The sequence below is a fragment of the Schaalia meyeri genome (assembly GCF_900105015.1).
GTDB classification, from domain to species: Bacteria; Actinomycetota; Actinomycetes; order Actinomycetales; family Actinomycetaceae; genus Pauljensenia; species Pauljensenia meyeri.
Genome location: NZ_FNLK01000005.1, coordinates 63171 through 89868, shown reverse-complemented (window position 1 = coordinate 89868; position 26698 = coordinate 63171). Strand labels below are relative to the sequence as shown.

Sequence of the window (26698 nt, the reverse complement as noted above, 5' to 3'; positions counted from 1 at the left end):
TGTCAGCATTATTTGAGACGATTCGACCACGAGGTAATAAGGAGGAATCGATGATTGAGCTCGAATTGCTCGGGACCGGCGCCGACGGCGAATCCCTGGTGCTGACCGATGCCCAGGGAGAACGCTATTCGGTGTTGATCTCGGACGAGCTCCGCGGCGCAACACGCCGTGATCGTCCGCGAGTCGAGGTCGCCCCATCGCGCCCGACGCTCGCTCCTCGCGATATTCAGGCCCTGCTGCGTGCGGGGGCAACCCCGGAGGAGATCGCATCGCAACACGGGATGGACGTCAGTGCGGTTGAGCGCTTCGAGGCTCCCGTACAGGCGGAGAAGGAGTACGCGCTCACCCGTGCGCGCGCCGTGCGCATCGGCGAGGACGGCCCGACCATGGGCGATCTGGTCCTCGACCGTCTGGCTGCGCGCGGCGTGGCCCCCTCTTCTCTCGAATGGTCAGCCACTCGCGAAGTTTCAGAGCCGTGGCAGATCATCGTGACCTTCGTGCAGGGAGCGGCGGAGCACGCGGCGCACTGGCACCTGTCCGGTTCGGGGATCCTTGAGGCCATCGACCAGGAGGCGCAGTGGCTGACCGAGCAGGTGTCGAACACCCCCACGGCTTCGATCCTCACCCCCCTGCCGCGCGCCGCCCCCGCGCCGGATCCCGACGGCGAGGACCTGCGCGCCCGCGAGGCTCTGGTGGATCAGCTCAATGCAGCCCGCGGCAAGCGCCAGCAGATCGAGTTTGACCTGAGTGACGAGGAAGACGAGGAAGCCGAATACCTGGCGGCCATCGCTGTGCAGGAAGATGGGGCACCCGAACCAGAGCCGTCAACCGGACCGATTTCGGCGCGCATATACTCGCTGGCGTCCGCGCGCACCAAGGCCGAACCGGCTGCCGACCAACAGGATGCGCCCGCGTTTCCCGAGACTCTCGAGCCTCCACCCCATCCGCCCCTGACGGGCGATATCCCCGCGGTGTCCCCTTCTGGCGACGAGCGCGAGGCCGACGCCGACGCGGAGGAACACCCGACGCCGCCCCTCCCCATGACAGCAGTATCATCCGGCGACGCCTCCGTGACCGGGGCAAACACCGAACAGGCGGCTACCGGCTCCGTGCCCGCTCAGGGCGCATCGGGCGCGCGCATCGCCCGGGCCTCGTCAAAAAAGGGACGCCGGTCGGTGCCCAGCTGGGACGAGATCCTCTTCGGTTCGAGGCCTTAAGGCCATCAGGACCAAAAGCGCCTGTTAGGACAGGACGACCAGCGGAATGCGCATCTCAGCCGGGGTGAGCGACCCGTGGATGCCCGGCATCGCGATAGCCGACGCGTTTTGTGTCCGCGAATCAACGACGCCCCCCGCGCCGCGAGCCAACACCAAAAGGTCACCGATGATTGACGAGCCGCCGCCCGGGCCTATGAGGGCGCTCATCTGATCGCCAGACAGGAGCCAGGCGCGCTCCCCCAGCCTCTCGCGCCAGCGTGCCTCCACCTCGGCGGCGCGCCCCTCTTCCGCATGGACGTGGACCGCGCGCGTCTCGCCGGCGATGATCCGTACGCCCTCGCGCAGAGCGGGAACCGATGCGACGTCAATGATTTTTGCCGGGTCGACGTTGATCATGCCGTGGTCGGCGGTCAGTACGGTGCGCACCCCGTCGGGAAGCCCTCGCAGCAGGGAGGCGAGCCCCGAGTCGAACTCTTCGAGCTGCGCGATCCATGCGTCGGATCCGACGCCGCAGGAGTGCCCCGCGTGATCGATCTCGGACCAGTAAAGGTAGACGAGGGGCGTGCCTGCGCGTAGCTCCCGCAGGGCGGCGCCAATGCGATCGCTCAGCGACTCGGCGGGCACGTGGCGCGCTCCGCGCAGCGCCGCCCCCGTCAGGCCAGAACCCGCGAAACGCGCCGGCGAAATCACCGCAGAGGGGACGTCTTGGGCGGCCAGGCGTTCAAAGAAGGTAGGAACCGGCTGCCACTTGGCGGGGGCCGGGCCGCCCTCCATGGCGAGCAAGTTCATAATTCCGCCCCTATGCGCGACGGAGAAACCAACCATGTGCGTAGCGCCTGGACGCTCCCCCGTCCCAAACGCCGTAATTGCCGCCGCGGTCGTTGAGGGAACCACGGTGTGGATAGAGCGAATATCGTCGCGGACGCGGCGAAGCGTCGGGGCGTGGCCGATGTGCCCCTCGATCAGCTCGTATCCGAGCCCATCGACGAGGACCAGCAGCAGCTGGCGGGCTCCCGACTCAATGCCGAGCGCCCGGGCCCGCGCCGACGACGCACCCTCGAGTCCGGCATCGATCGAGCACAGGGCCCCGGAAACGATATCCGTGATCGCCGGATCCTCCTCCCCCGGCAGGTCGGCGCCGGGCAGGTCAAGCGTCATCGCGCGCTCACTCACCGCTATCCCCCGCATCGCTTCGGGTTCCCATGAGCCGCGCCAGGTGGTCGACGAAGACCCGGGCCTCATCGACAGCGTCCTGCCCGTCGGCGGCCGCCGAAACACGGAAGGTCATGTCGTCTGGAAAAGACGAGGCAGTAAACCCGTGGTCGGCCTCGCAATGAGAGTGCTCGCACTGGGTGGGTTCTATTTCGAGGCGGCGCGCTCCGCCCAGATCCAGGGCGATGGTCATTTCGCTGATTCCGCGCGCCTTCTCGGGATCCGTGTACACCTCCATCGTGGAGTAGCCGGCGATGTCGGACACGCGACGGACTGCCGTCGCAATCATCGCGAATCCACCGTCCATTTCGTCGACGTGCAGCTGGACGATGGCCCTGTCGGTGATCGAGGCGATCGTCAGGTGACGGAACACCTCCCCGCGGTCAAAACCCGTATCCACCTGGCACAGCGTCGCCAACGGCTCGGTGCGCCCCAGCGCCCGGCGCAACGCCCTTTGCACCGCCTCGGGGTAAAAGCCGCCACGTTCGATACGGGTCCATGTGTCCATCCCACAATTGTGCCCCGAAGCGGCGCGGCAGTCGAAATGAGCGCCCCCGCGCGCGATAATTGCGCGTATGGCTAAGAAGGACCAGGTTGTCGACATCCCCGAAGCGGACGAAAACATCTCCGAGATTGACGTGTCCGCTGAAATGCGTGGGTCCTTTCTGGAGTATGCGGTATCGGTCATCTACGCTCGGGCACTGCCCGACGCGCGCGACGGACTCAAGCCCGTCCAGCGGCGCATCCTCTTTCAGATGGATCAGATGGGGCTGCGCCCCGATAAGGGGCACGTGAAGTCTCAGCGCGTCGTCGGCGAGGTCATGGGTAAGCTCCACCCCCATGGGGATTCCGCCATTTACGAGGCCCTGGTGCGCCTCGCGCAGCCGTTTAACCTGCGGGTCCCCCTGGTGGATGGTCACGGTAACTTCGGTTCGCTGGACGATGGGCCTGCCGCGGCGCGTTACACGGAGGCCCGCATGGCGTCCTCCGCGCTGGACCTGGTCACCGGCCTGGACGAGGACACCGTTGATTTCGTTCCGAACTACGACAATCAATTCATGCAGCCGGAGGTGTTGCCCGCCGCTTTCCCGCAGCTTTTAGTGAACGGCGCGTCCGGTATCGCCGTGGGCATGGCAACGAATATTGCCCCGCATAACCTGTCCGAGACAATCGCCGGCGCCATTCACCTGCTGGATCACCCGTCGGCCACAGTGGCCGACCTGATGCGTTACATTCCCGGTCCCGACCTGCCCGAGGGAGGCGTCATCGTCGGCCTGGACGGCATCAAGGAGGCGTACGAGACGGGGCGTGGCGCATTTAAGACGCGCGCAAAGGTTCAGATCGAGCGCGTGACCGCCCGCAAGATGGGGATCATCGTCACGCAGCTGCCTTACATGGTGGGGCCGGAGAAGGTCATTGAGAAGATCAAGGAGAACGCGAATGCGGGGCGCCTGAAGGGCATTTCGTCGGTGCAGAACCTGACGGACCGCCTCCACGGTCTGCGCCTGGTCATTGAGGTGAAGAACGGTTTCAATCCCGAGGCCGTGTTGCAGCAGCTGTATCAGCGCACGCCCCTGGAGGATTCCTTCTCGATCAATGCCGTCGCCCTGGTGGGCGGCCAGCCGCGCACGCTGGGCTTGAAGGAGATGCTGCAGGTTTTCCTGGATCACCGCCTGGACGTGACGACGCGGCGCAGTCGCTTCCGGTTGAAAAAGTGCGAGGATCGGTTGCACCTGGTGGAGGGCTTGCTGATCGCGATCCTCGACATTGACGACGTTATCGCAATTGTCCGTTCCTCAAACGACGCCGAGGCGGCGCGTGATCGCCTGATGACGGCCTTTGATCTGTCGGAGGCTCAGGCGAGCTACATCCTGGAGCTGAGGCTGCGCCGCCTCACGAAGTTTTCGCGCATCGAATTGGAGTCCGAGCGCGACGATCTGGCGGCCAAGATCGCGTCGCTGCGCGAGATCCTGGCCGATCCGGAGCTGCTGCGTGCCCTGGTCAAGAAGGAGCTGCGCGAGGTTTCGCAGCGGCTGGGCACGCCGCGTCGCACCCTGCTGTTAGCGTCGACGGGCACACCTGTGGGCTCGACCGGGGGGACGGACGAGGCAGCGCTGGCTGCGCTGCCGTCGGTGTCTCGCTCCGGCAAGGGACTGGACCTGCAGATTCCCGACGATCCGTGCGTGGTGGTCCTGTCGTCCACGGGCGCACTCGCGCGCGTGGCGGGTGGGGAGCCGTTGGAGCCCGGGCCGCGTGCCGCGTCCGACGGTTGGCGCGCGCAGCTCGCGTCTTCGGCGCGTTCCCAGGTCGCCGTGGTCACGCAGGACGGTATCGCTCACCGCATTGACGTCGTTGACCTGCCGGCGCTGCCTCGCTTTGAGACCGGACTGTCGCTCGCAGGCGCCATGCCCTCCGAACTGCTGCTGCATACGGATGCGCCGACGGTGGGTCTGCTAGATCCAGAGGGCACCGACGTGGTCGCGATGGGGACGGCTCGTGGCACGGTGAAGCGTTTGCGTCCGGATGTGTTGCAACGCGAGAAATGGGAGGTGATCACGCTCGAGGAGGGTGATCGTCTGGTGGGCTTCGATCGATGCAGTGACGGCGCCGACCTGGTGTTTGTCTCGTCGGACGCTCAGCTGTTGCGCACCCCCGCGGCGAAGGTGCGCCCGCAGGGCCGTACGGCGGGTGGTATGGCGGGCATGAAGCTTTCCGGTGGCGCTGAGGCCTTGGGTTTCTGGGTGGTCGAGGCCCCCATTGACGCCGTCGTTGTCACGGTTGCCGCCGCGCTCGGTGCGCTGCCCGGAACGGGGCAGACGACCGTGAAGGTCACCCCGTTTGAGTATTACCCCGCGAAGGGACGCGGGGGCCAGGGCGTGCGCTGCCAGCGTTTCCTGCGTGGCGAGGACCACCTGGATATCGCGTGGGTGGGCGCCAGGCCCGGGCGCGCGGCTTCGTCCGACGGTTCGCCCGTCGATCTGCCGACCGAGGATGAGCGCCGAGACGGATCGGGCGTGCCCATCACCTTCGCGATCACGTCGATCGGGTGAGGCACCGATCAGCTATGTCACGTGATAGCGCGGGCTCGTACCGATGCGGGTGGGCCCGGCCGGGCCCACCCGCTGATGCTGGTCAAACCACCCCTCAGCCTCGCAGCTGCGGGTCGGCGGCCAGGACCGAGGCGACCTCCTCGCGCGTGGGTGAGTAGGCGCCCGCGTAGAGGATGGTGATGCCCGAGGTGATGATGCCCCGGTGGATGGCTGGCAAGATCTTGTCCCACGACGCCTCACGCAGGCGCTGCTTTGCTTCGCCCGAGCCCAGGAGGTCGGCGTCGAGCAGACCGGAGATCAGGCCCGCCATCAGCGAGTCGCCGGCACCCACCGTGTCCACCAGCTCGACGTCGAGGGGATCCACGACGAGCATGTCACGCTCGGCGGCGGTCTTGATGTACACGCCCCACGGCCCGCGTGTGCAGATGATCAGCGCCGGCCCCGACTGCGACCACTCACGGATCACGTCCTCGACGGGGCGGCCCGGGTACAGCCACTCCAGGTCCTCGTCCGAGGCCTTCACCACGTCGGCCAGGGCAACGATCGCCTCGACGTGGGGGCGTGCCTCGTCGGGCGTCCCCAGCAGGGCGGGACGGATATTCGGGTCGTAGGAGACGGTGCCGCGGATGGCCTGGCGCTTGACGGCAGCCAGGACCTTCTCGGCGCCGGGCTCCACGGCGACAGCATAGGAACCGGTGTGCACGTGTCCAACCGAGTCCGGATCCTCGACGGCAGGCACGTCCCACGACAGGTCGAACTCATAGGTGGCTCGACCTCTCTCGTCAAGGGAGGCGTGCGCGACCGTGGTGAATTCGGCCGCATCGCTGCCGGGAGTCAGGGTGACCCCAGCTGCCTCCGCATGCTCGCGGACCTTGACACCGCGCGCGTCGCGAGCGAACCACGTCGCCAGCTCTGAGTCGTGCCCCAGGCGGGTCAGGCCGGCCGCAACGTTGAGCATCGAACCGCCGACGACCTCGACGGGGGCGGTGTTCGGGCGAGTAATCTCATCGATGAGCGCCTCACCGATATTCACGATCCTAGTCATTCGTAAGCCCCAGCTTCTCTTCCATTTCTTCGAGAGGAATGCCCTTCGTCTCGGGCATAACCGTCAGAACCCAGAATAGCTGACCGATCATGGCCAGGAAGAAGATTCCGAATGCGAAACCTCCGCCCAGCTTGTCGGTGAGCACCGGGAAGGCGTAGGTGGTGACAAACGCGAACGCCCAGTGCGTCAGCGAGCCCAGCGACTGGCCGCGGGCGCGCACACGGTTGGGGAAGATCTCGGAGATGAACACCCAGATGACCGAACCCTGGCCGAAAGCATGGGACGCGATGAATCCGAGCAGGCCCAGCAGGATGAGCCACACGAAGGTCGGGCTCTTCGACACGTAACCGCCTTCGTAGGCGAACATCATCGCGGCCAGGAAGCCCAGGGAGATCAGGTAGCCGATGGAGCCGACAATCATGAGCTGACGGCGTCCGAGCCGATCAATGACGGTCAGGGCAGCCATCGTGGCGATCAGGTTCATGAGGCCGACGATGACGGAGCCGATGTAGGGGAACGCGGCGCCCAGCACCTCGGATCCGCCGGCCAAATCCATCACCTTGGGCGCGTAGTACAAGATCGCGTTGATGCCGGAAAGCTGGTTGAACATGGCGATGCTAAAGGCCATGAGGATGACCTTGCGGTAGCGCCGCGTAAAGAACGGAGCCTTACCCAGAGCGGCGTCTTCGGCGAGCTGTGCCTTGACTTCGGCAATCTGCTCGGCGCTCTCGGCCTCGGAGCCGGTCAAGCGCCGGGAGATGACCGTGGCCGTGTCTTCGTGTCCGTGGGACAGGAGCCAGCGCGGCGTCTCGGGAACGGTCGCCAGGAAGATCAGGAAGAAGGCGGCGGGAACGGCCATGACACCGAGCATCCACCGCCAGGAGATGTTTTCATGGGCGATCTCGCGGATGATCGCGTTGGAAGCGTAGGCCAGCAGGATACCGAAGACGATGTTGAACTGAACCAATCCGACCAGGCGCCCACGGACTCGGGCGGGCGCGATCTCCGCCGTGTAGATGGGTGCGACGACGGAGGACATGCCCACGCCGATACCGCCCAGGAAACGGAACAACATGAAGAAGGTGATCGGGAAAGCAGACGAGGCCGCGGCCGACCCATCCGCAGCGGTGACCAGGGTGGGCGTCGGGGCCAGGGCGGTGGCCAGGGCGCCGACGCCGAAGAGGATGCCGATGCAAAAGAGGATGGGCTTACGACCGAATCGGTCGGCGAGTTTGCCCGCGACGATCGCCCCCAGGATGGTGCCGATGGTCGCGATGGCGACGATCATCCCCTCCCCCAGGGAGGACAGGGCATAGAGTTCGGTGAGTTTTGCTTCCGCGCCGGAGATAACGGCCGTATCGAAACCGAAGAGCAGGCCCCCCAGGGAGGCAACGATGGCGCTTCGGATGACCAGTGGGGAAACGGAATGTGTTGGTGCTGACGACTGCGTGGTCATGCTGGCTCCGCACTGTGGAGATGGGACGCGCGTGGCGCCGAGGCCGCTCCTGGCCTCTGGTGCGAGCCTATGTAATTTATTGGTCAGACAATTAGGACCAACGCAGCACTCTTGCGGAAAACGGGGAAATAAACAGGAGCTTTACACCCCATTCTTGCAGAATGTAATCTCTCACACAGCGCTGGGGAGAAGAAACTATCCACTATGCGAAATGATCGTCAGACTTCGATCGCATACAGCCTGGTTTGCCCGACCGTGCGGAATCCCAGGTAGTCATACACGGCCAACGCACCCGTGTGATTCGCCGAGCCAACGCCCGTGGCGGCACGATCCATGTCGTCGCGCCGCTGCGCCCACATTGACGCCAGGATAAGTGCGTCCGCGACCCGGCTCTCGCGCCAAGCCGACAGCACGCCAAGCTGATCGATATAGCCCTCGCGCCATCCCAGCGCCGCCCAGTCCTGCTCGTAGCGGGAGGCCAACAAAAACCCGGCGACGCGCGGACGGTCCCCCGTGCGATCCACGGCCACAAAGGACCATTCAGGGGCAAAAGCTGTGCGCCCGTGCATCCACTGTTCCTGAGTGAGCGGGGGCCTGCCCCACTCCGACTCGTTGAGCCGGTTCGCCGCGCGCAACGCGGGCTCTTCCCACTGGGGCCCCCACGCCTCGATGCTCATATAGGAGCCCACGTCCGGCACCGGCGGCAACTCCGCGAGCGAGGCGCGAAGCTCGTAGTACGTGCGCGCCCACCGAAAGCCGTGAACCTTCAGTTGGGCTTCCAGGTCATCCTGACCGGACTCCACGTGACACGTGATCTGGGCGGGACCGTCGCCTTCCACCTCTGCCAGCATCTGGCGCGCCGTACCCTCCTGCCAGTCGACGATCGCGCCGCCCAGTCCGATGCACCGGAAATCGGGGTCCACTCCCCCGACGCACACGCACTCGACGCGTCCCGGGAAACGCAGGATCACCTGAGCGAAGGCGACCACGCGCCCCGCACCCATGCCTCGTCGCACGGTGCCGACCAGACCACGCCATTGCGAGGCCGGGGAGAGCATTTCCTCCACCTCGTCCGGGCTGGTGCGGTACGGCGGGTTATCGAGGGCCTCCATTCGTGCAAACAACGCGGCCAATCCGCCGTGGTGGGCAGCCGTCAGCGGCTCCCACTCGATACCGTGATGCTCACCCGGGAGGGGAACGAACTCGGGGGCATCGGCTCGCTGCGCGAGAGGAATGCTCATGCTCGCCTCCTACCGGGCTACTGACTGATCGTGTAATACACCTCGGCGGCTTCGTCGACGAAACCCAGGTGTTCGTAAATACTATGCGCCCCGTCCGGACTCGACACGTCGACGTCCAAGCCGATGCGCGACGCGCCCGACGCGGAGGCAGAGGCAACGGCGTGCCCCACCAGGGCGCTCGCAATGGAACGGCCCCGATGCGCCTCGGCCACGCCCAGCAGGTAGACGTACGCTTCGGGGCGCCCCGTCGCCACCCACCGCTGGGCGGGGCGGCCCGTCATCGCGTAGCCGACCACGTCCCCTTCGGAGTCCACTGCCACGAACGACCAGCGCGGGTCAAAGTGATTCATCGCGTCGTCCCACCACAGGGAACGCAGCGGGGACCGGAACGCCTGTTGGAAGGCCTCCATGTGGATCGCGCGAATCTGATCCTGCGGGACCTGGTTCCACGGCAGAATCCGGTAGCCGTGGCGCACCTGAGGGGCGACCTCGCCACCCGCCAGATCGCGATACATGACCTGATAGATGCGCTTAGCGAAAAAACCCGCCGCGATGTACAGGCGACGGCGATCCGTCATGTGCGCGTCGACCAGGTTAGAAATAGACGCGGGCACCTCGGAGTTAGCGCCGAAGGTTTCAACCAGCATCTGGCGGGCGCGCCCGTCCTGCCAGTACAGCAGCGCTCGGCCCACTCCCCTGCCCCGCCAGTGAGGGTGGATGTAGGCGCTGACGACTCCCGTGGCGGCCTCGTGAATACCTCGCAGGACGCGCACCGAAGCGACCGCGCAAATGTTCTGCTTCGCGTCCAGACCCACGATCGTGTCCACCCAATCGCGCCCGTTTTCACCCTCCATCATGTCCGCAATATCGTCCACGGAGGTGCGTCGAATCGCGCGATCGTCGTCTTCGATCATCGAGATGAGCGCGTATACGGCGGGCGCGTCACGGCCGATCATGGGCCGCCAGCGCAACCCGAGGTGATTGCCCGGGTACGGGACGGACGCGGGCGGCGTGAGTCGCTGCGCAAGTCCTGTCATGCCGCCATCTTACCGGGTGTGAGGGCCTTTAGTCACACTGACGACAAACACCCTGCTCACTTCGCGTTGGTCAGTTGCATCTGGCGGTGGGCGTGTCGGGGTGTTCCCTCATGCGTCGATGCGCATTCGATCCAGGCCGACGGACTCCTCGACGATGAATTCGCGGCGCGGGCCGACCGTCGACCCCATGAGCAGCTCGAACACGTCTTCCGCCTGGCGCAGGGCCTCCTCGTCCGCCAGGGTAATCCTCCGCAGGGAGCGGTGGGCCCGATCCATCGTGGTCTCGGCCAGCTGGTCGGCGTCCATCTCACCCAATCCCTTGTATCGCTGGATCGGTTCCTTCCACGTGCGCCCCGAGCGATGCAGGGCCGTGAGCTTGCCGTGCAGCTCGTCCTCGGAGTAGGTGTAGACGTATTCGCGTTTCTTGCGCCCCTTTCCGGCGACCTCGATTCGGTGCAGGGGTGGGACTGCGGCGTAAATGCGCCCGGCCTCGACCATGGGACGCATGTAGCGGAAGAAAAGGGTGAGCAGCAGGGTGCGGATGTGGGCGCCGTCGACGTCGGCGTCGGTCATGAGGATGACCTTGCCGTATCTGGCCTGGGACAGGTCGAAGGTGCGTCCGGATCCCGCGCCGATAACCTGAATGATGTTGGCGCATTCCGCGTTTGCCAGCATGTCCGCGGTTGAGGCCTTTTGGACGTTGAGGATCTTGCCGCGGATCGGGAAGAGCGCCTGGTAGTGGGAGTTACGCGCCGCCTTCGCGGTTCCCAGGGCGGAGTCGCCCTCGACGATAAAGAGCTCTGTTTCGGTGACGTCCTCGAGGCGACAGTCGGCCAGTTTGGCGGGCAGCGAGGAGGTTTCCAGGGCGTTCTTCTTGCGGGAAATCTCTTTGTGGATGCGCGCGGAGACGCGGGCCTTCATTTCGCCGACGACCTTCTCCATGAGCAGGGAGGTCTGCTGTTTGTCGTCGCGCTTGGAGGAAGCGAACTTGGCTTTCAGCCAGTCGGTGACGACCCGGTTGACGACGGCGCGAATCTGCGGGGTGCCCAGGGTTTCCTTGGTTTGGCCTTCGAACTGGGGTTCGGGGAATCGGACGGTGATGACGGCGGTCATGCCGGCCTGCACGTCGTCCTTTTCAAGTCGGCCGTCTTTGGCGCCGACCTTGAGTTTGCGCGCGTTCTTGTCGATGGCGGCGCGCAGGGTTTTCAGGACGGCCTGTTCGAAGCCCGTGACGTGCGTGCCGCCCTTGGGGGTGGCGATGATATTGACGAAGGAACGCACGGTGGTGTCGTATCCGATGCCCCAGCGCAGGGCGATGTCGACGTCGCAGGTGCGCTGGACCTCGGTGGCGCGCAGGTGGCCGCTCTCGGGGTCGAGGACCTGCACGGTCTCGGGGTAGGTGCCGGACCCGGTGATGTGCCAGGTGTCGGTGACGGCCCCGTCGGTGGCGAGCCAGTTCGCGAAATCGAGGACTCCGCCGTCGAAGCGGAAGCTCTCGGTGACCTCTTCCTCGCCGCGTTCGTCGTGGCAGTTGATGGTCAGGCCGGGGACGAGGAAGGCTGTCTGCCGGGCGCGGGCCAGCAGGTTTTCCCAGGAAAATCCTTCGGTGGCGGGGAAGATCTGGAAGTCGGCCCAGAATCGCACGCGCGTGCCCGTCTTGTTCTTCTTGACCTTGCCGACGGTGGCCAGGGTGGACCCGTCGATAAAGGGAGTGAAGGGCGAGTTGGGTGTGCGCTGCTTGGAGTCATCGAATTGCCCGGGTTCTCCGCGACGGAAGCACATTTCATGAGTCTTGCCGCCACGGTCGACCTGCACGTCGAGGCGGGCGGACAGAGCGTTGACGACGGAGGCGCCCACGCCGTGGAGGCCACCGGATGCGGCATAGGAACCGCCGCCGAACTTTCCGCCAGCATGAAGCTTGGTGTAGACGACTTCGACGCCGGTCAGGCCCTGACCGGGAACGATGTCGACGGGGATGCCTCGTCCGTTGTCGGCGACGGAGGCGGAGTGGTCGGGGTGCAGCCGCACGTCAATGGTGTCGCAGTGTCCTTCCAGGGCCTCGTCGACGGCGTTGTCGATGATCTCCCAGAGGCAGTGCATGAGACCTCGGTGGTCGGTGGAGCCGATGTACATGCCGGGGCGCTTGCGCACGGCCTCGAGTCCTTCGAGGACTGAGAGGTGCCGTGCGTTGTAGTCGGATGCGTCGGTAGGAGTCACGTGGTGCATCATAGGGGTCCCGGGCGTTGGATTGGGGTCGGTGGGGCGCGTGGCGGCTGTTCTGGGACGCTTTCCACGCATCATTAGGGCCGGGTTTGGTTGGGCAGGCGGACGCGGTTGCGGGGCACGTGGCTAGGTTATGCGCACGGGTGGGGTGGGCTGCGGGAACCCGGGAGGGGTTTGTGCACGTATGACGCGCGGTTTCGTGATCCGGCGCGGGATTGCGCCACCGGTGAACAGGGGTGCGCGGGATGGGGCGATGGTGTGTGATGGAATCATGAAGGCACAGACTCTTGAACGCCCCACACTGGACGAGCCCCAGCTGAGCGCGGCGAATCGTTGCGACGCGTGCGGTGCCCGCGCGTGGGTCCGTGCCACCATGCCGTCGGGTGGCCAGCTGTTTTTTTGCGGCCACCACGCGAACGAGCACCTGCCTTCCCTGGTGGGCTCCGGCGCGCAGATCCTGGACGAGCGCCACTTTATGACCGACTGAAGCCTCTCCCCACTGTCTTTACGTGCCCCTATTTCCTTTGTCAAGTCTAGGCGGCTGCTTTAGTGGGCTGGGGTTGGCAGAAGGTGCCGTCTCGTAGCATGGCGTAGATGACGGTTAGGCGCCGGTGTGCGAGTGCGATGACGGCTTGGTTGTGGCGTTTGCCAGCGAGGCGTTTCTTGTCGTAGTAACGGCGTGAGGTGGGGTCTGCACGTAGGGAAGCGAATGCGGAGAGGAAGAGGGCTCGTTTGAGGCGTTTGTTGCCCGTGTGGGGGACGGTCTCGGATTTGATTGAGGTCCCGGACTGGCGTGTTCTTGGTGTGAGTCCGGCATAGAATGCGAGATGGGTGGCAGAGTCGAAGTCTTTACCGGCGAGCTCAGCAATGATCACGGCGGTGGTCCTAACCCCGACACCGGGCACGGAGGTTAGGGCCGGGTAAAGAGGGTGTTCGGTCACCAACGCCTCGATCTGTGTCTCAACAATCATCGCGTTGACGATAGAGCCCGGCTCAGGTTTGCGCGAGGTGCGGTACGACGATGGCTGCTGCGTTCGCACCCGTCACGGTCACTGTCTGCGTGGCAAGAGCATCGATAATCTCGTTGGCCATGCTTGCCAGCGCCTGGCTCCGTGTTTCTTGAGCTTGGCACCAATGCGAGCACGGCCGGCTTTCTTCAATGCGGCAGGAACAGGCCAGGTTTGTAGCATGGCAAGGATCGCTCGATGGTCTAGGCGTGGCCCGATCACGCGTTCCACACCGGGATGAATCTGTGTAAACAAGCCGCGGATCCGGTTACGAGTCTGGATGATCTGACGTGCTAGGTCATCATCAAACCCGGTGAGCATCCCCAACTCGACATCGTTTTCATCAATAGCGCGAAGAGTGCGCAGCGCGTGGGGCATTGTGCGAGCTGCTTGGGTGGTGATGAACGCATCACGCTGGTCAGTTTTCGCATTACCTGGCTACAGGCTTGGCAATGCGTCGCATTGCCAAGCCTGGTAGATATGCGACAGCGATTCCCATCGCCTGCGCGACCGCGACAGCTAGAGCGCCGATTGTTGCGGGTTGATCGACAACGATCCGCATGCGGCCGTGAGCCGCCAGATCGGCATAGATCTGGCGTAGTTTGCTTTCGTCGTTAGGCAGTGAATGGGAATAGCCTTGCTCGCCAGCGTCGTTAACAACGACTGCCCAGTGATCGGTCTTTCCCACGTCGATACCCAGCCAGATCGTGACATCTTCTGGTTCCATAATGCTCTCGCCTTCGAGATAGAAACGGTCAAACTCGTTGGCCGTACGGCAAAAACACATCCGCCTTACACCCACGTTACGACAGGCATCATATTCCAGTGCCACGCCCCTTATCAGCAATCACGAACGTCTGTCCGACCCCGGTGACAACACCCCCGGATCAATCACAGAGACAGGGGCAAACAATCATGCCGGGATCGTCCAGCCAACACACCCATCATCCCGCAAAACCAGCAGAACTAGGGCTCCTCAATACAGCAACGGGGACGGATGAAAGCAAGCAGAAACCGAGTACTCTCGAGGTTGTGTCAGCCATGCCGCACGGCAGACGTGAAGCGGCAATTAGTCTGCCTCTCCCCTACTCCCCCAGCCGCTGGGACACCACGGTCGTGACGCCGTCGCGCATGGTGACACCGTAGAGGGCGTCGGCGATCTCCATCGTGCGATTCTGGTGGGTGACGATGATTAGCTGCGATGTCTCCTGCAACTCCTTGAAGATGGCCAGCAGGCGCGTCAGGTTCACGTCGTCCAGGGCCGCCTCGACCTCGTCCATGACGTAAAACGGCGAGGGGCGTGCCTTGAAGATCGCCACCAGGAAGGCGATCGCCGCCAACGATCGTTCACCACCCGACAGCAACGACAGGCGCTTAACCTTCTTGCCCGCCGGCCTCGCCTCGATCTCGATGCCCGTGGAGAGCATGTCCTCCGGATCGGTCAGCACCAGGTCCCCGTGCCCACCCGGGAACAGCACAGAAAACACATGCTCGAATTGCTCGCGCGTCTCGGCGAATGCCGACGCAAACGCCTCCTCCACCAGGCGGTCCACGTCCGCCACGATGCGCAGCAGGTCCGCCTTCGACTTCTTCAGGTCCTGCACCTGGTCCACCAGGAACTTGTGCCGGGCCGCCAGGGCCTCGTGCTCCTCCAGAGCCAACGGGTTCACGCGCCCCAGCTTTTCCAGCTCCTTCTGTGCCTGCGCCAGCGCCCGTTCCTGCTCCGCACGCACGTACGGGCCGGGTTCCGCGGCGGCCGCCGCCTCAACCTGATCGGGATCCAGGGGCAGCATCGGCACCAACGTGTGCGGCCCAAACTCGGCGATCAGCTGATCCCCCTCCAGCGACAGCTCCTCCAGGGCGCGCCGCTCTAGATCCTCCACGCGCAGGCGCGTCTGCTCGGCCGCGATCTGCCCGCGGTGTGCCGCGTTCGTGGCTTCGGCCAGCTCAGCACTCATCCCATCCAGCGCACGCCGGGCATCCGACACCTCCCGGGACACCTCCAAGCGCCGCTCGCTTAGCCGGTCGCGCTCGGCGGTCGCCCGCGCGAGCGCCCTTTCGGCAGCGTCCAGCGCCACGCGCGCGGCAGCCTCCACGTCCGAGGCCGTGGCCAGCTCTGCCTTCCGCGCCGCCTCGCGCTGGGCATAGCGGGCACGCTCCTCGCGTTCGGCAGCGGCCGCTTGGCGCAGCGAGCGGGCACGGGAGGCGGCGCGCCGCGACTGTTCTTCGAGCGTTCGCAGGGCCAGGCGCGCCTCGTTTTCCCTCTCGCGCGCCTCGCGTGCATCCCGAGAGGCCCGATCCGCACCGGCCTGAGCCTCCTCGAGGGATTCACCAGGCCCCACCGTGTCGGCGCCCGCTAGCTGGGCGCGCGCGGCTACGTCCTGCTCGCGCGCCCACTCGATCTGTTCGTCGGCGCGGCGCGCGACCTCGCGGGCGCGGGCGGCCTCCGCGCGGGCGGCCTGCGCTGCCGATTGGGCGCGAGCCAGCTCCTGGGCCTCCTTCGCTCGCTGCGCGTCCTCCTCGCGCAGAGCCTTCAACGCCTCGCCCGCCGCCCTGATGCGTCGGTCCAAGTCATCGTTGGCCAGTTGCAGCTGAGCGCAGACCTCAGCCATACGCGCCCCGGCTTCCTTCGCCTGCGAACTGGCCTCCTCGAAATCGGCTCGCACCGACAGCACGGAGGAAGCCTGACGCCCTCCCTCGATCGACCAGGAACGCAGCACGTCCCCGCCCTCGGTGACGACGGCGCGCACGCCCGGAATTGCCAACACGTCGGGGGCAATCTGGGCGCCGCACGCCACCACCCCCTCAAGCAACGGGGTAAGAGCCGCGGTCGGCCCCTCGCAGGTGGCCACCGACAGCAGCCACGTCGCCTCATCTGGCAGGGCGGGCAGATCCGCGGCGTCGGTGGGGTTCGGCGCAGCAACGGGGTTGGCGGCGGCGTCGCCCCCGAGCAGCTTGGCACTCCCCGAAACGGGTGATTCCGCGCCGATATCCGCGCGAGAGCCGAGGCATTGAGCCGCCTCGCCTGTAGGCGCGACGACCAACCTGAGCGCCCGACCGGCGACGCGGGCCTCCGCCAGCTCGCCCACGCCTCGCTCCAGGGACTCGACCACGACGGCATCCGCAAAGGGAGCCAGCGCCGCGGCGACGGCGTCCTCGAACCCGGGAGCAACGCGCAGGAGGGACGCGACCTGGCCCAAAACCCCTTCACGGCCCAGCAGCTCGGCTGTGCCGTCCTCGGGGGTGAGCAGCTGCGAGAGCGCGTCCCTGCGGGCCTCCCAGCGGGCGCGGTCGGCCCGCACCTCGCGCTCCACGCCGAGCAGCTCGTCCACGCGGGCACGCGCGGCATCGCGCATTGCCGAGGCCCGAGCGTGTGCCCGCGCCGCTCCCCCGGCCCCCTCGCTCGGAAAACCGGATTCGCCCGTGGAGCCAGAACCGTCCGACGCGCCAGCGTCATCCGACACACCGGACCCGCCCCCGGCCCCGTCCACCGAGGCAACCGGAACAGCAGCATCGGCCTCCTTGGCCCGCTCCTGCGCTTCCCGGTACGCGCCCCAGGCGCGCTCGGCCTCGGCGACCGCCGCCTCCAAACGGGACGATGCCGTCGAGGCGTCACCCGTCAGCCGGGCGACCTTTTCGCGGTGGTCGGCGATCACGCGGTTGACGCGCGCGAGCTTGCGCGAAGCTGAATCGTCGGCGTCCTCCGCCGCCTCGCGGGCGCGCGTCGCCTCGGTCAGCGCGCTGTGAGCCGCCTCAACCTGCTCGGCAACATCGGCGTCCTCGCGGCCCGCCAAGCGGGCACGCTCCTCCAGGGCCTGCGGGTCCTCGCCGCTCCGGGGCCGCTCCGGGGTGGCTCGCGCAGAAACCTTCTGGGACGCCGCCATGAGTGTGCCGCGCAGTCGCTCCGTCAGCGTCGTCAACTCCTGCCAGTCTACCGAGGCCTGCTCTATGGCCGGGGACGCCGCCCTCTCGGCTTCCTCTAGGCGGGCCAGCTCGGTCCGCCCGTGCTCGATCCGTTCCTGGAGCCGGTGCCGCCGTGACGCCGCTTCCTCGTCCGACGCCTCCATCGCGGCCAGCTTCGAGCGCGCCGACGCCAGAGTGTCCGCCAAGAGCCGCGCCTTCGCGTCACGCACGCGCGCCTGGATCAAAGACGCTCGCTTGGCCATCCGCGCCGCACGAGCAAGCGGCCCCAGCTGCCGGTGAATCTCGTTGGTCAGATCCAGGATGCGCACCAGGTTCGCGTCCATGTCCGTCAGCTTCTTCAGGGCTCGTTCCTTGCGGCGCCGGTGCTTGAGCACGCCCGCGGCCTCCTCGATGAAGCCGCGCCGCTCCTGCGGGGTTGACGACAGGATCGCGTCCAGCTGTCCCTGGCCGACGATGACGTGCATCTGGCGGCCCATGCCCGTGTCGGACAAGAGCTCCTGCACGTCCAGCAGCCTCACCGGCGTGCCGTTGATCGAATACTCCGAGCCGCCCCCGCGGAACAGGGTGCGGCTGATCGTCACCTCCGAATACTCGATGTCGAGCAAGCCGTCGGTGTTGTCAATCGTCAGGTCCACCTGGGCGCGCCCCAGCGCCGCGCGCCCAGATGTCCCGGCGAAAATGACGTCCGCCATTTGCGAACCGCGCAGAGCACGCGCGCCCTGCTCGCCCATGACCCAGGCCAGCGCGTCAACGACGTTCGATTTTCCCGACCCGTTGGGGCCCACGACGCACGTAATACCCGGCTTAAGGGCCAGCGTGGTCGCGCCGGCAAAGGACTTAAAGCCCCGCAGCGTCAGGTTTTTCAGGTACATCCTTGCAGGCTACCGAAACCTCAGTAGATCTCAGGGAACCACAGGGCGATTTCGCGCTTTGCGCTATCCACAGAGTCCGAGCCGTGGACCAGATTCTCCATGTGGGGGGTGTTCCACGCGCGCCCCAGATCGCCGCGGATCGTTCCGGCCGCGGCCGTGGTCGGATCCGTCGCTCCCATGAGCGCACGCATGCCTTCGACGACGCGTTGGCCCTCGACGATGATCGCGACGACCGGACCGGAGCTCATGAAATCCAGCAGGCCCGCAAAAAAGGGCTTGCCCTCGTGGTCCCTGTAGTGCTCAGCCAGCAGCTCGTGGGAGGCAACCATGAGTTTCAGGCCCTTCATCGTGTAGCCCTTGGCCTCGATGCGGCGCAGGATTTCACCGGTGAGGCCGCGCGCATAGCCATCGGGCTTGACGACGATGAGGGTATGCTCCAGGGTGGGGTCGAGCAGGTGCTGTGGCTCCAGCAGGACACTCTTAGCGCTCATGATGTCTCCTTCGGGTCTGACGGTTGATGGCCGGTCCCCTCAAGCATATCCGTCAGGGCCGCAACAGCTTCTATGGCGTTAACCCCAATCGCCTCAATGTGGATGCTCTGTCCCTGGGTGACGCCCAGGGACATCAGTTCCAGCACGGAACCACCGTCCACACCATTAACGGTTACCTCCGCGTCGAAACTGCCGGCCAGGCGCACGAAGGCCGCGGCGGGGCGCGCGTGCAGGCCCACCGGATCCGCGACGATCACGTCTGCCTCGGCCCGATCCGCGCCACCCATCGACGAGGCCTGCCCCCCTACCGTTGTCCCGCCCACGTCCGCGGTGGCTGGGCCGGGCACCCCCCGCGCGTCGTCAGCATCGACGCGCGGGGCAAGGGATGCGGCCACGCCGGCCACCCGGCTCAGGTCTTCGCCGAGCTGGGCGCGCACAGCGGAAGCGACGGCGCCCTCCACCAAGGCCGTGTCGACGAAGCGTACGCGCTCCGACTCATCACTCATGTCGATGACCGATTCGACGGTCATGGTGGCCGAGCCGAGGTCGGTCAGGACGATGACGCCGCTGCCCTTCCCCTCAACCGAGGCGAGGGCGGCCTCCACGGCTGCCTCGACGCGGTCGTAAGAGGTGCCGATCCTGCCGTCCTCCGTGCCCCCGGCGGCCTCGAAGTGCACGTCGGGGGCCATCTGTGCGGCCAGCTCGGCCACGCCGGAGGCGAGGGAGGAGGAGTGGGAGACGATGACGAAGGCGACGCGCACGCTCATGCCTGTGCCTCGCCACCCCGGGAGGCCGCTACAGCAGCGGCGCGCAGGATGAGCGACGTGGAGACGGCACCCGGGTCAAGGTGTCCGATCGAGCGTTCGCCCAGGTAGGAGGCGCGTCCCTTCGTGGCGCGCAGGGGCTCGGTGGCCTGCGCCCCGGCCTCGGCGGCGCAGGCGGCGGCCTCGAGGACCGCCGCGGCGTCCCCGTCCGCCTCCGCGGCTGCGCGAGCGGCGTTAAGCGCGGGGCTCCACGCGTCCACCATGGTTTTCTCTCCCGTGGTCGCCTTGCCTCGCGCCTGGATTCCGTCGAGGGCTCCCGCGATCACTGCGGCCACGCCTGCGCCGTCCAGCGCACCGTCACTGCTGGATAGCGACAGCGCAGCCTTCGATGCGCGCAGGAACGCCGTTCCGTACAGGGGTCCGGCGGCGCCGCCCACCGTGGACATGAGGGCCTTGGCGACCGTCTTGAGCACGTCGGCCACGCTGCCTGCCTCCGCAAGGCGCAGGGCCTCGACGGCGGCGCTGAACCCGCGATCCATGTTCTCTCCGTGGTCGCCATCCCCGATGGCCCGATCCAGGTCCACCAGGTAGTCGCGTTGGGTGGCTACTTCCGCAGCCGCCAACTCGATCCACCGGCGCGCCCACGCCGCATCAACGCTCATCGTCATTCCTTCCCTTCTTCTCTTACTTCCAGGCCACCGTGTCCGCCGGTGCGTCGAAGAGCTTCAGCAGCTCGTCGTCAACGCGCATGAGGGTCACGGACATGCCCGGCATTTCGAGGCTGGTCACGTAGTTGCCCACCATCTGGCGGGCAATCTTGATGCCGTCCTTCGCCAGCAGGGCGGCCAGCGCGCGGAAGCAGATATACAGCTCGCTGACGGGCGTGCCTCCCATGCCGTTGACCAGGGCGACCACGCGCTCGCCGTCGGACAGGCCCAGGTCGTCGCGTACGCGCTCGTACAATTCCGCGATTAGGGCGTCCGCGCTTTCCATCGCGCCGCGGCGATACCCGGGTTCGCCGTGGATGCCGATGCCCAGCTCGATCTCGTCCTCACCCAGGTCGAAGGAGGGCTTGCCCGCGTGGGGAACCGTGCACGGCCCCAGCGCCAGGCCCATCGAGCGGGTCTGGTCGTTGACCTTGGCCGCGATGCGCGCGACCTCCTCCAGGGAATCTCCGCGCTCGGCCGAGGCCCCCGCGATCTTTTCCACAAAGATCGTACCGGCCACGCCGCGACGTCCGGCGGTGTACAGCGAGTCCTCCACGGCCACGTCATCGTTGACGACCACGGTGGCCACCCGGATGTCCTCCATGTCGGCCAGTTCGGCGGCCGTCTCGAAGTTGAGGACGTCGCCGGTGTAGTTCTTGACGATGTGCAGGACGCCCGCGCCGTGGTCGGCGGCCTTCGTGGCTTCCAGGATTGGGTCCGGCGTGGGCGAGGTGAACACCGCGCCGGGGACCGCAGCGTCCAACATGCCCAGACCCACGAAACCAGTGTGCAGGGGTTCGTGTCCGGAACCGCCGCCGGACACCAGGCCGACCTTGCCGTTAGTCTTCGGAACGTGTCGGGTCACAAAATCTGGTTCGAAGTGAACGTCGACGAGGTCCGGGTGTGCCCGGGCGAAACCTTCCAGGGTCTCACGGACGACGGCGTGCACATCATTGACGAGCTTCTTCATGATGCCTCCTTGCAATGCGCTCATCTGTTCTTGTATGCGTGAACAATCGTGCCACTGAATCGCACGAAATCACAACCGTGGCGGCCACCACCATCTGGCTGCCACGGCCCGATTCCATCCTAGCGCGGGAACTGACCCGCCAGCGCCAGCATTTCCCCGGCCAGCATGACCGATCCGAATACCAGGACGCCGCTGCGATCCAGGGGCTCTGATGAGGCTTCGACGATTTCGGCCGCGCGATCAACCGCGTTGGCCAGCGACTCGCGTACCTCGACGCGATCTGGCCCGAAGACATCGCCGGCGATTTCGGCCAGGCGAGTCACGTTTGCCGCGCGTTTACCCGGCATCTGCGTAACGACAAGGTGGTCCAGGAAGGGCTCAACCTCGGCCAGGACGCCTTCGATGTCCTTGTCCCCCATGGCGGAGTAGACGCCCGCGATCCGCGCGAATCCGAAGGAGGATTCCACGGCCTCGCGCAGGGTCGCCGCGCCCGCGGGGTTGTGCGCCGCGTCGACGATGATGGTCGGCGAGTGACGGACGACCTGCATGCGTCCGGGGCTGCTTGCGTTCATGAGGCCCTGTTCGACGATGCGCGCCTCCAGGCCGCGTCCACCCATGAAGGCCTCCGCTGCCACGAGAGCGGCAGCCGCGTTGTGGGCCTGGTACTGCCCGAAGAACGGGACGAACACGTCCTCATAAACCGCGGAGGGGGTGCGGATGGTCGCCATCTGGCCGCCAACGCCCATCTGGCGGTCCAGCACCTCGAAGTCCCTGCCCTCGACGCGCGCGATGGCGTCCACGGAGCGGGCCCGCTCCAGAAGGATTTCGAGCACTTCCTCCTCCTGACCCATGATGATGACGACCTGACCGGGCTTGATGATTCCGGCCTTTTCTCGGGCGATGTCAGCAAGCGTGGATCCGAGCCACTTGGTGTGGTCGAGGGCGATCGGGGTGATGACGGAAACGTCGGCGTCGAGGACGTTGGTGGAGTCCCATCGTCCGCCCATGCCGACCTCAACGACGGCAGCGTCCACCGGATAGTCCGCGAAGGCCGCGTACGCCATGACCGTGAATACCTCGAAGAATGACAGGCGGGGTCCGCCCTGCTCCCGGCTGCGCTCGTCCACCATGGCCACGTAGGGGGCTATGTCCTCCCAGGCGCGCACGAAACCCTCACGTGTGATGGGGTGGCCTTCCAGGGAGATTCTCTCGCGCACGTCGATCAGGTGGGGGCTCGTGAAGCGGCCGGTCTTCATGCCGAAGGCGCTGAGCAAGGAGTCGATCATGCGCGAGGTCGAGGTCTTGCCGTTCGTGCCCGTGACGTGGATCGACGGGTAGGCGTTTTGCGGGTCCCCCAGGATGTCGAGGGCAAGCCTGACGCGCTCAAGCGTCGGGTCGATGTCGTGCTCGGGGGCGCGCTCCACGATCGATTGGTAGATTTCCTGCACGCGACCATCGAGGGCCACGTCGTCCTGGGCGCGCGTGAGCGCCGCTTCGTGCGTCTCGCGTTCTTGTCGATCCTGTGCGGCGTCGTCCTCGTCCACGTCGCTCTCGATCTCGGCGAGGATGGAGGGATCGGGACCTAGGAGCAGGGAGTGTTCGACGAGGGCGCGCAGGGCGGCCTCGCGCCGCCCTTCCGCTGCATCCGCCGGATCCTGGACGTTGGCCTCCGGGTCGGGTTCCTCGGCCTCGTCGGCCGCCTCCAGGTACGGGATGAGGTCGGCGGGAATGCCGCCCTCCTTCTCCTGGTGGGTGGGCTCTTGCCCAAAGAACGATTCGCCTGCCATGTTTCCTCCGGGGTCCGCAGTGTCCCCAGTAGTTTACCGGCAGCGGATGTTAACGCGGCCTGTACGGCCCGTCACGGTGTCATTCTTTGCGCGAGCCTATCTGCCTTTCAGGGGCGGTTGATCAATATCTACGGGTTGTGATCACGGCGGCTCAGGCCGGAAAAAATTACCCCGGTCGCGGCGCACGCAAGCGGGCGGGCCGCGCAACCGCGCAGCCCGCCCGCCTCGGCAGCAATCAGTGCTTGGCCACGCTCACGGAGAGCTTGTCGCCGGCTGTGATCGCGACCGACAGCGCGAGGGTCTCGGCGGCGATCATGTCGCGCCAGGTCTCCACGTCGGCCACGTGGTCGGCGGGAACCGCCAGCACCAGGTCGATACGGTCCGCGACGTGCAGACCGGCGTTCTTACGCTCATCCTGGACAGCGCGCACGACATCGCGGGCGTAGCCCTCGGCCTTCAGCTCCGCGGTCAGCTCGGTATCCAGGACCACGAAGGTGCCCGAAGAAAGCACGTCCGCAACCTGCCCCTCGGCAGCGTTAACCGAGGTGGACACCGAGAACATGTCGCCCGTCAGCGCGAGCGGCGAGCCGTTAACCAGCACGGAGGGGAAGCGGCACTCCCCGTCCGTCACCTCCCAGTCACCCGACTTCTGAGCCTTGAACAGCTGGCTCGTCAGCTTACGGAACGTGGGATCGAAGGCGCGCGGGTTCAGGGTCAGCTCGGTGCGCACGCTCAGGCCCGAGTTCCTTGGAGCGGCGAAGAACACGGACTTCACGTTCACCTCGGAGGCAATCAGCTCCGCGAAAGGCTCCAGGTCCGTAAACTTTTCGGACACTACCCGCAGGGAGGACAACGGCTGGCGCACGCGCAGCTGATGCGTCTTGCGCAGCGCGTAGACGGCCGACACGACCGAGCGAACCTCGTCCATCGCGGCAACCAGCTTAGGCGCGGCCACGGCTTCGTCCAAGACCGGGAAATCGACCAAGTGCACGGACTCACCGCCCGTCAGACCGCGCCAGATCTCCTCGCTCAGCAGCGGCAGCAGGGGGGCCGCCAGCTCCATGAGCGTCACCAGCGCCGTGTACAGCGCGTCGAAGGCAGCGTCGTCCTCGTCCCAGAAACGCTGACGCTGCGTGCGCACGTACCAGTTCGTCAAAACGTCCAGGTAGTCGCGAATCGCGTCGCACGCCCCCGCGACGTCGTAGGCCTCCAGCGCGCCGCGCACATCCTCAGCGAGCGTGCGAGTGTGGGCCAGCAGGTAGCGGTCCATCTGTGCTAAGGCGGCTACCGTGGACGTCGATGACAGGTCCAGGCGGCGGGCCTCGTAACCCGCTCCTGCGTTGCACGCACCCGCGTACAGCGTGAAGAAATAGTAGGCATTCCAGATCGGCAGCAGCACCTGGCGAACGGTATCGCGGATCGACTCCTCCTTGACCATCAGGTTGCCGCCGCGCACCACCGGGCTGGACATGAGGAACCAGCGCATCGCATCAGAGCCGTACTTGTCAAACACTTCGGACACGTCCGGGTAGTTGCGCAGCGACTTGCTCATCTTCAAACCGTCGTCGCCCAACACGATGCCGTGCGACACACAGGAGCGGAAGGCCGGGCGGTCGAACAGCGCGGTCGCCAGCACGTGCAGCGTGTAGAACCAGCCGCGCGTCTGACCGATGTATTCCACGATGAAGTCGCCCGGATAGTGCGACTCGAACCACTCCTGGTTCTCGAAGGGGTAGTGCACCTGCGCGAAAGGCATCGCGCCCGACTCAAACCAGCAGTCGAACACGTCGGAAATGCGGCGCATCGTGGATTTGCCCGTCGGATCGTCCGGGTTCGGACGCGTCAGCGAATCGATGAACGGACGGTGGAAGTCCGTCACCTTCACACCGAAGTCAGCCTCCAGCTGCTCGATCGACCCATACACGTCCGTGCGCGGATAGGCCGGATCATCCGACACCCACACGGGGATCGGTGCACCCCAGAATCGGTTACGTGAGATCGACCAATCGCGCGCACCCTCAAGCCACTTGCCGAAGATGCCGTCCTTGATGTGGGCGGGAGCCCATGTGATCTCCTGGTTCAGCTCCACCATGCGATCACGGATCTGCGTGACCCGCACGAACCACGAGGACACGGCCTTGTACATCAGCGGCTTGCGGCAACGCCAACAGTGCGGGTAGGAGTGCACGTAAGACTTTTCGCGCACCAGCACAGCGCGAATCTCGGGCGCGCGACGCGCCATCGGCCCCGACTGATCGCGCAGATCGGCCACGATGTAGCGGTTCGCGTCGAAGATGTGCTTGCCCGCGTAGTCGGACACCTCCGAGGTGAACAGGCCTCCCTCGTCGACGGGCAGGACGACGCCGATACCGCGGTCCATACACGTCCACATGTCGTCCTCACCAAAGGCGGGCGCCTGGTGGACCAGGCCGGTACCGTCGGTGGTCGTCACGTAATCGGCGGCGATGATCGACCAGCCGTTCGGGCCGGGGGCCGCGCCCTCGGCCCGGTGTTCGGGCGCATCGAAGTAGTCGTAAATCGGGTGGTAGTGCGTGCCCACCAGGTCCGATCCCCGGTAGGAGGCCACGACGCGCGGGTCCTCGCCCAGCTCCTTGGCGTAGGCGAACACCAGGTCGGCGGCGATCAGCACACGCTCGCCTGCGAGGACGCCCTCGTGGTCGGCGGCGACCTCAACCAGCACGTACTCGATGCTCGGCCCCACCGCAATCGCCGAGTTCGACGGCAGCGTCCACGGCGTCGTCGTCCAGATGAGCGCCAGCTCCGGGCGCTCCGAATCCTCACGAAGCTTCTTCTCCAGGCGTAGCCCCACCGTCACGGTGTTGTCGGTGCGATCCTGGTACACCTCGTCGTCCATCTTGAGCTCGTGGTTGCTCAGTGGAGTGCGATCATGCCAGCAGTAGGGCAGCACGCGGTAGCCCTGGTAGGCCAGTCCCTTGTCGTAGAGTTCTTTGAACGCCCAGATCACGGACTGCGTGTAGGCCATGTCCAGCGTCTTGTAGTCGTTGTCGAAATCTACCCAGCGCGCCTGGCGGGTGACGTATTCTTCCCATTCCCGGGTGTAGCGCAGCACGGAGGAACGGCAGGCCTCATTGAAGGCGGCGATACCGACGCCGCCCTCGCGGGTGATCTCGGTGACGTCGTCGATGCCGAGCTGGCGCTGGGCCTCAAGCTCGGCGGGCAGGCCGTGAGTGTCCCACCCGAAGCGGCGCTCCACGCGACGCCCTTTCATGGTCTGGTAGCGTCCCACGACGTCTTTGACGTAGCCGGTCAGCAGGTGACCGTAGTGGGGCAGGCCGTTCGCGAAGGGGGGGCCGTCATAGAACACGAACTCGTTGGAGCCACCCTCGCCCGCGTCACGATTCTCGATGGACTTGCGGAACGTGTCGTCGGTGGCCCAGAACGCCAGGGTGTCAGCCTCCATGGCGGGGAAGGAAGGGCTGGGGTCCACCTCGTCTTGCCGGTGGCGGGGGTAGAAGCCGTGCTTCGTCATGAGTGTCCTCGTCTCGCTCCTATAACAGGGACGAGGACCGGCGTCGCCGGAACCCGCGGTACCACCCCGCTTGCCGCTCCCTGGCTGGGGCGCGGCCGCTTCCTTGGGGCTGTGTCGGGCCCTCCCGTCCGGTTCTACTGGAGGGGACGAGGCCGTGGCCGACTCTCGCGTTCCTCGTTCTTCC

General features: G+C 66.1%; 17 protein-coding genes and 1 pseudogene. 3 read left to right on the top strand and 15 right to left on the bottom strand.

Going from position 1 to position 26698, the window contains the following annotated elements; all coding sequences use genetic code 11:
• Window positions 1-50 precede the first annotated feature (50 nt).
• Entirely contained in the window at window positions 51-1217 is a 1167-nt protein-coding gene (gene sepH / locus BLT68_RS01150; protein WP_074632522.1) for a septation protein SepH, read from the top strand.
• Window positions 1218-1241: 24 nt separating this feature from the next.
• Here the strand turns inward: sepH and BLT68_RS01145 are convergent, their stop codons facing one another.
• Window positions 1242-2390 carry an alkaline phosphatase family protein gene (locus BLT68_RS01145; protein ID WP_074632519.1) on the bottom strand — a complete coding sequence of 383 codons (1149 nt, stop codon included), beginning with the start codon at window positions 2388-2390 and terminating at the stop codon, window positions 1242-1244.
• Window positions 2383-2937: a DUF5998 family protein gene (locus BLT68_RS01140; protein ID WP_050694645.1), complete on the bottom strand. Its 555-nt coding sequence runs from the start codon at window positions 2935-2937 to the stop codon at window positions 2383-2385. Before BLT68_RS01140 ends, BLT68_RS01145 begins: the two co-directional genes overlap by 8 nt.
• A gap of 67 nt (window positions 2938-3004) precedes the next feature.
• Between BLT68_RS01140 and BLT68_RS01135 the strand changes: the two genes are divergently transcribed.
• Window positions 3005-5479 carry a DNA gyrase/topoisomerase IV subunit A gene (locus BLT68_RS01135; RefSeq protein WP_074632517.1) on the top strand — a complete coding sequence of 825 codons (2475 nt, stop codon included), beginning with the start codon at window positions 3005-3007 and terminating at the stop codon, window positions 5477-5479.
• A gap of 94 nt (window positions 5480-5573) precedes the next feature.
• On the opposite strand, the gene BLT68_RS01130 is transcribed toward BLT68_RS01135, so the two are convergent.
• The 5 genes from BLT68_RS01130 to BLT68_RS01110 form a co-directional block, all read right to left on the bottom strand.
• Window positions 5574-6524: a PfkB family carbohydrate kinase gene (locus tag BLT68_RS01130; RefSeq protein ID WP_050694643.1), complete on the bottom strand. Its 951-nt coding sequence runs from the start codon at window positions 6522-6524 to the stop codon at window positions 5574-5576.
• The gene (locus BLT68_RS01125) at window positions 6517-7980 is read right to left on the bottom strand and encodes a sugar porter family MFS transporter (protein WP_074632516.1); all 1464 of its coding nucleotides are present in this window, start codon (window positions 7978-7980) and stop codon (window positions 6517-6519) included. Before BLT68_RS01125 ends, BLT68_RS01130 begins: the two co-directional genes overlap by 8 nt.
• A gap of 218 nt (window positions 7981-8198) precedes the next feature.
• A complete protein-coding gene (locus BLT68_RS01120; protein WP_074632514.1) occupies window positions 8199-9221 on the bottom strand; it encodes an N-acetyltransferase in 1023 nt (340 codons plus the stop codon).
• Between the two features lie 17 nt (window positions 9222-9238).
• Entirely contained in the window at window positions 9239-10177 is a 939-nt protein-coding gene (locus BLT68_RS01115; RefSeq protein WP_082175829.1) for a GNAT family N-acetyltransferase, read from the bottom strand.
• A gap of 189 nt (window positions 10178-10366) precedes the next feature.
• Window positions 10367-12487 (bottom strand): DNA gyrase/topoisomerase IV subunit B, encoded by a 2121-nt coding sequence (locus BLT68_RS01110; protein WP_074632511.1) that lies wholly within the window; start codon window positions 12485-12487, stop codon window positions 10367-10369.
• Between the two features lie 265 nt (window positions 12488-12752).
• On the opposite strand from BLT68_RS01110, the gene BLT68_RS01105 reads away from it, so the two are divergent.
• Window positions 12753-12968, top strand: coding sequence for a DUF7455 domain-containing protein (locus tag BLT68_RS01105; protein ID WP_050694638.1), 216 nt, complete (start codon window positions 12753-12755; stop codon window positions 12966-12968).
• Window positions 12969-13014: 46 nt separating this feature from the next.
• On the opposite strand, the pseudogene BLT68_RS09475 reads toward BLT68_RS01105, so the two are convergent.
• The 8 genes and pseudogenes from BLT68_RS09475 to ileS form a co-directional block, all read right to left on the bottom strand.
• Window positions 13015-14215 (bottom strand): annotated as a pseudogene (locus BLT68_RS09475) (IS110 family RNA-guided transposase).
• 358 nt (window positions 14216-14573) lie between these two features.
• Entirely contained in the window at window positions 14574-18284 is a 3711-nt protein-coding gene (locus BLT68_RS01095) for a chromosome segregation SMC family protein (RefSeq protein WP_074632509.1), read from the bottom strand.
• A 20-nt stretch (window positions 18285-18304) separates the two neighbouring features.
• The gene (gene ndk, locus BLT68_RS01090; protein ID WP_074632507.1) at window positions 18305-18775 is read right to left on the bottom strand and encodes a nucleoside-diphosphate kinase; all 471 of its coding nucleotides are present in this window, start codon (window positions 18773-18775) and stop codon (window positions 18305-18307) included.
• Window positions 18772-19542 (bottom strand): dihydroxyacetone kinase phosphoryl donor subunit DhaM, encoded by a 771-nt coding sequence (gene dhaM, locus BLT68_RS01085; RefSeq protein ID WP_074632505.1) that lies wholly within the window; start codon window positions 19540-19542, stop codon window positions 18772-18774. Before dhaM ends, ndk begins: the two co-directional genes overlap by 4 nt.
• Window positions 19539-20201: a dihydroxyacetone kinase subunit DhaL gene (gene dhaL, locus BLT68_RS01080; RefSeq protein ID WP_074632503.1), complete on the bottom strand. Its 663-nt coding sequence runs from the start codon at window positions 20199-20201 to the stop codon at window positions 19539-19541. Before dhaL ends, dhaM begins: the two co-directional genes overlap by 4 nt.
• 22 nt (window positions 20202-20223) lie before the next feature.
• Complete coding sequence (gene dhaK / locus BLT68_RS01075) at window positions 20224-21216, bottom strand: dihydroxyacetone kinase subunit DhaK (RefSeq protein ID WP_074632502.1); 993 nt, start codon at window positions 21214-21216, stop codon at window positions 20224-20226.
• Window positions 21217-21335: 119 nt separating this feature from the next.
• On the bottom strand, window positions 21336-23003 hold the full coding sequence (locus BLT68_RS01070; RefSeq protein WP_074632500.1) for a bifunctional folylpolyglutamate synthase/dihydrofolate synthase: 1668 nt from the start codon (window positions 23001-23003) through the stop codon (window positions 21336-21338).
• Window positions 23004-23238: 235 nt separating this feature from the next.
• Window positions 23239-26514, bottom strand: coding sequence for an isoleucine--tRNA ligase (gene ileS / locus BLT68_RS01065; protein ID WP_074632499.1), 3276 nt, complete (start codon window positions 26512-26514; stop codon window positions 23239-23241).
• Window positions 26515-26698 lie beyond the last annotated feature (184 nt).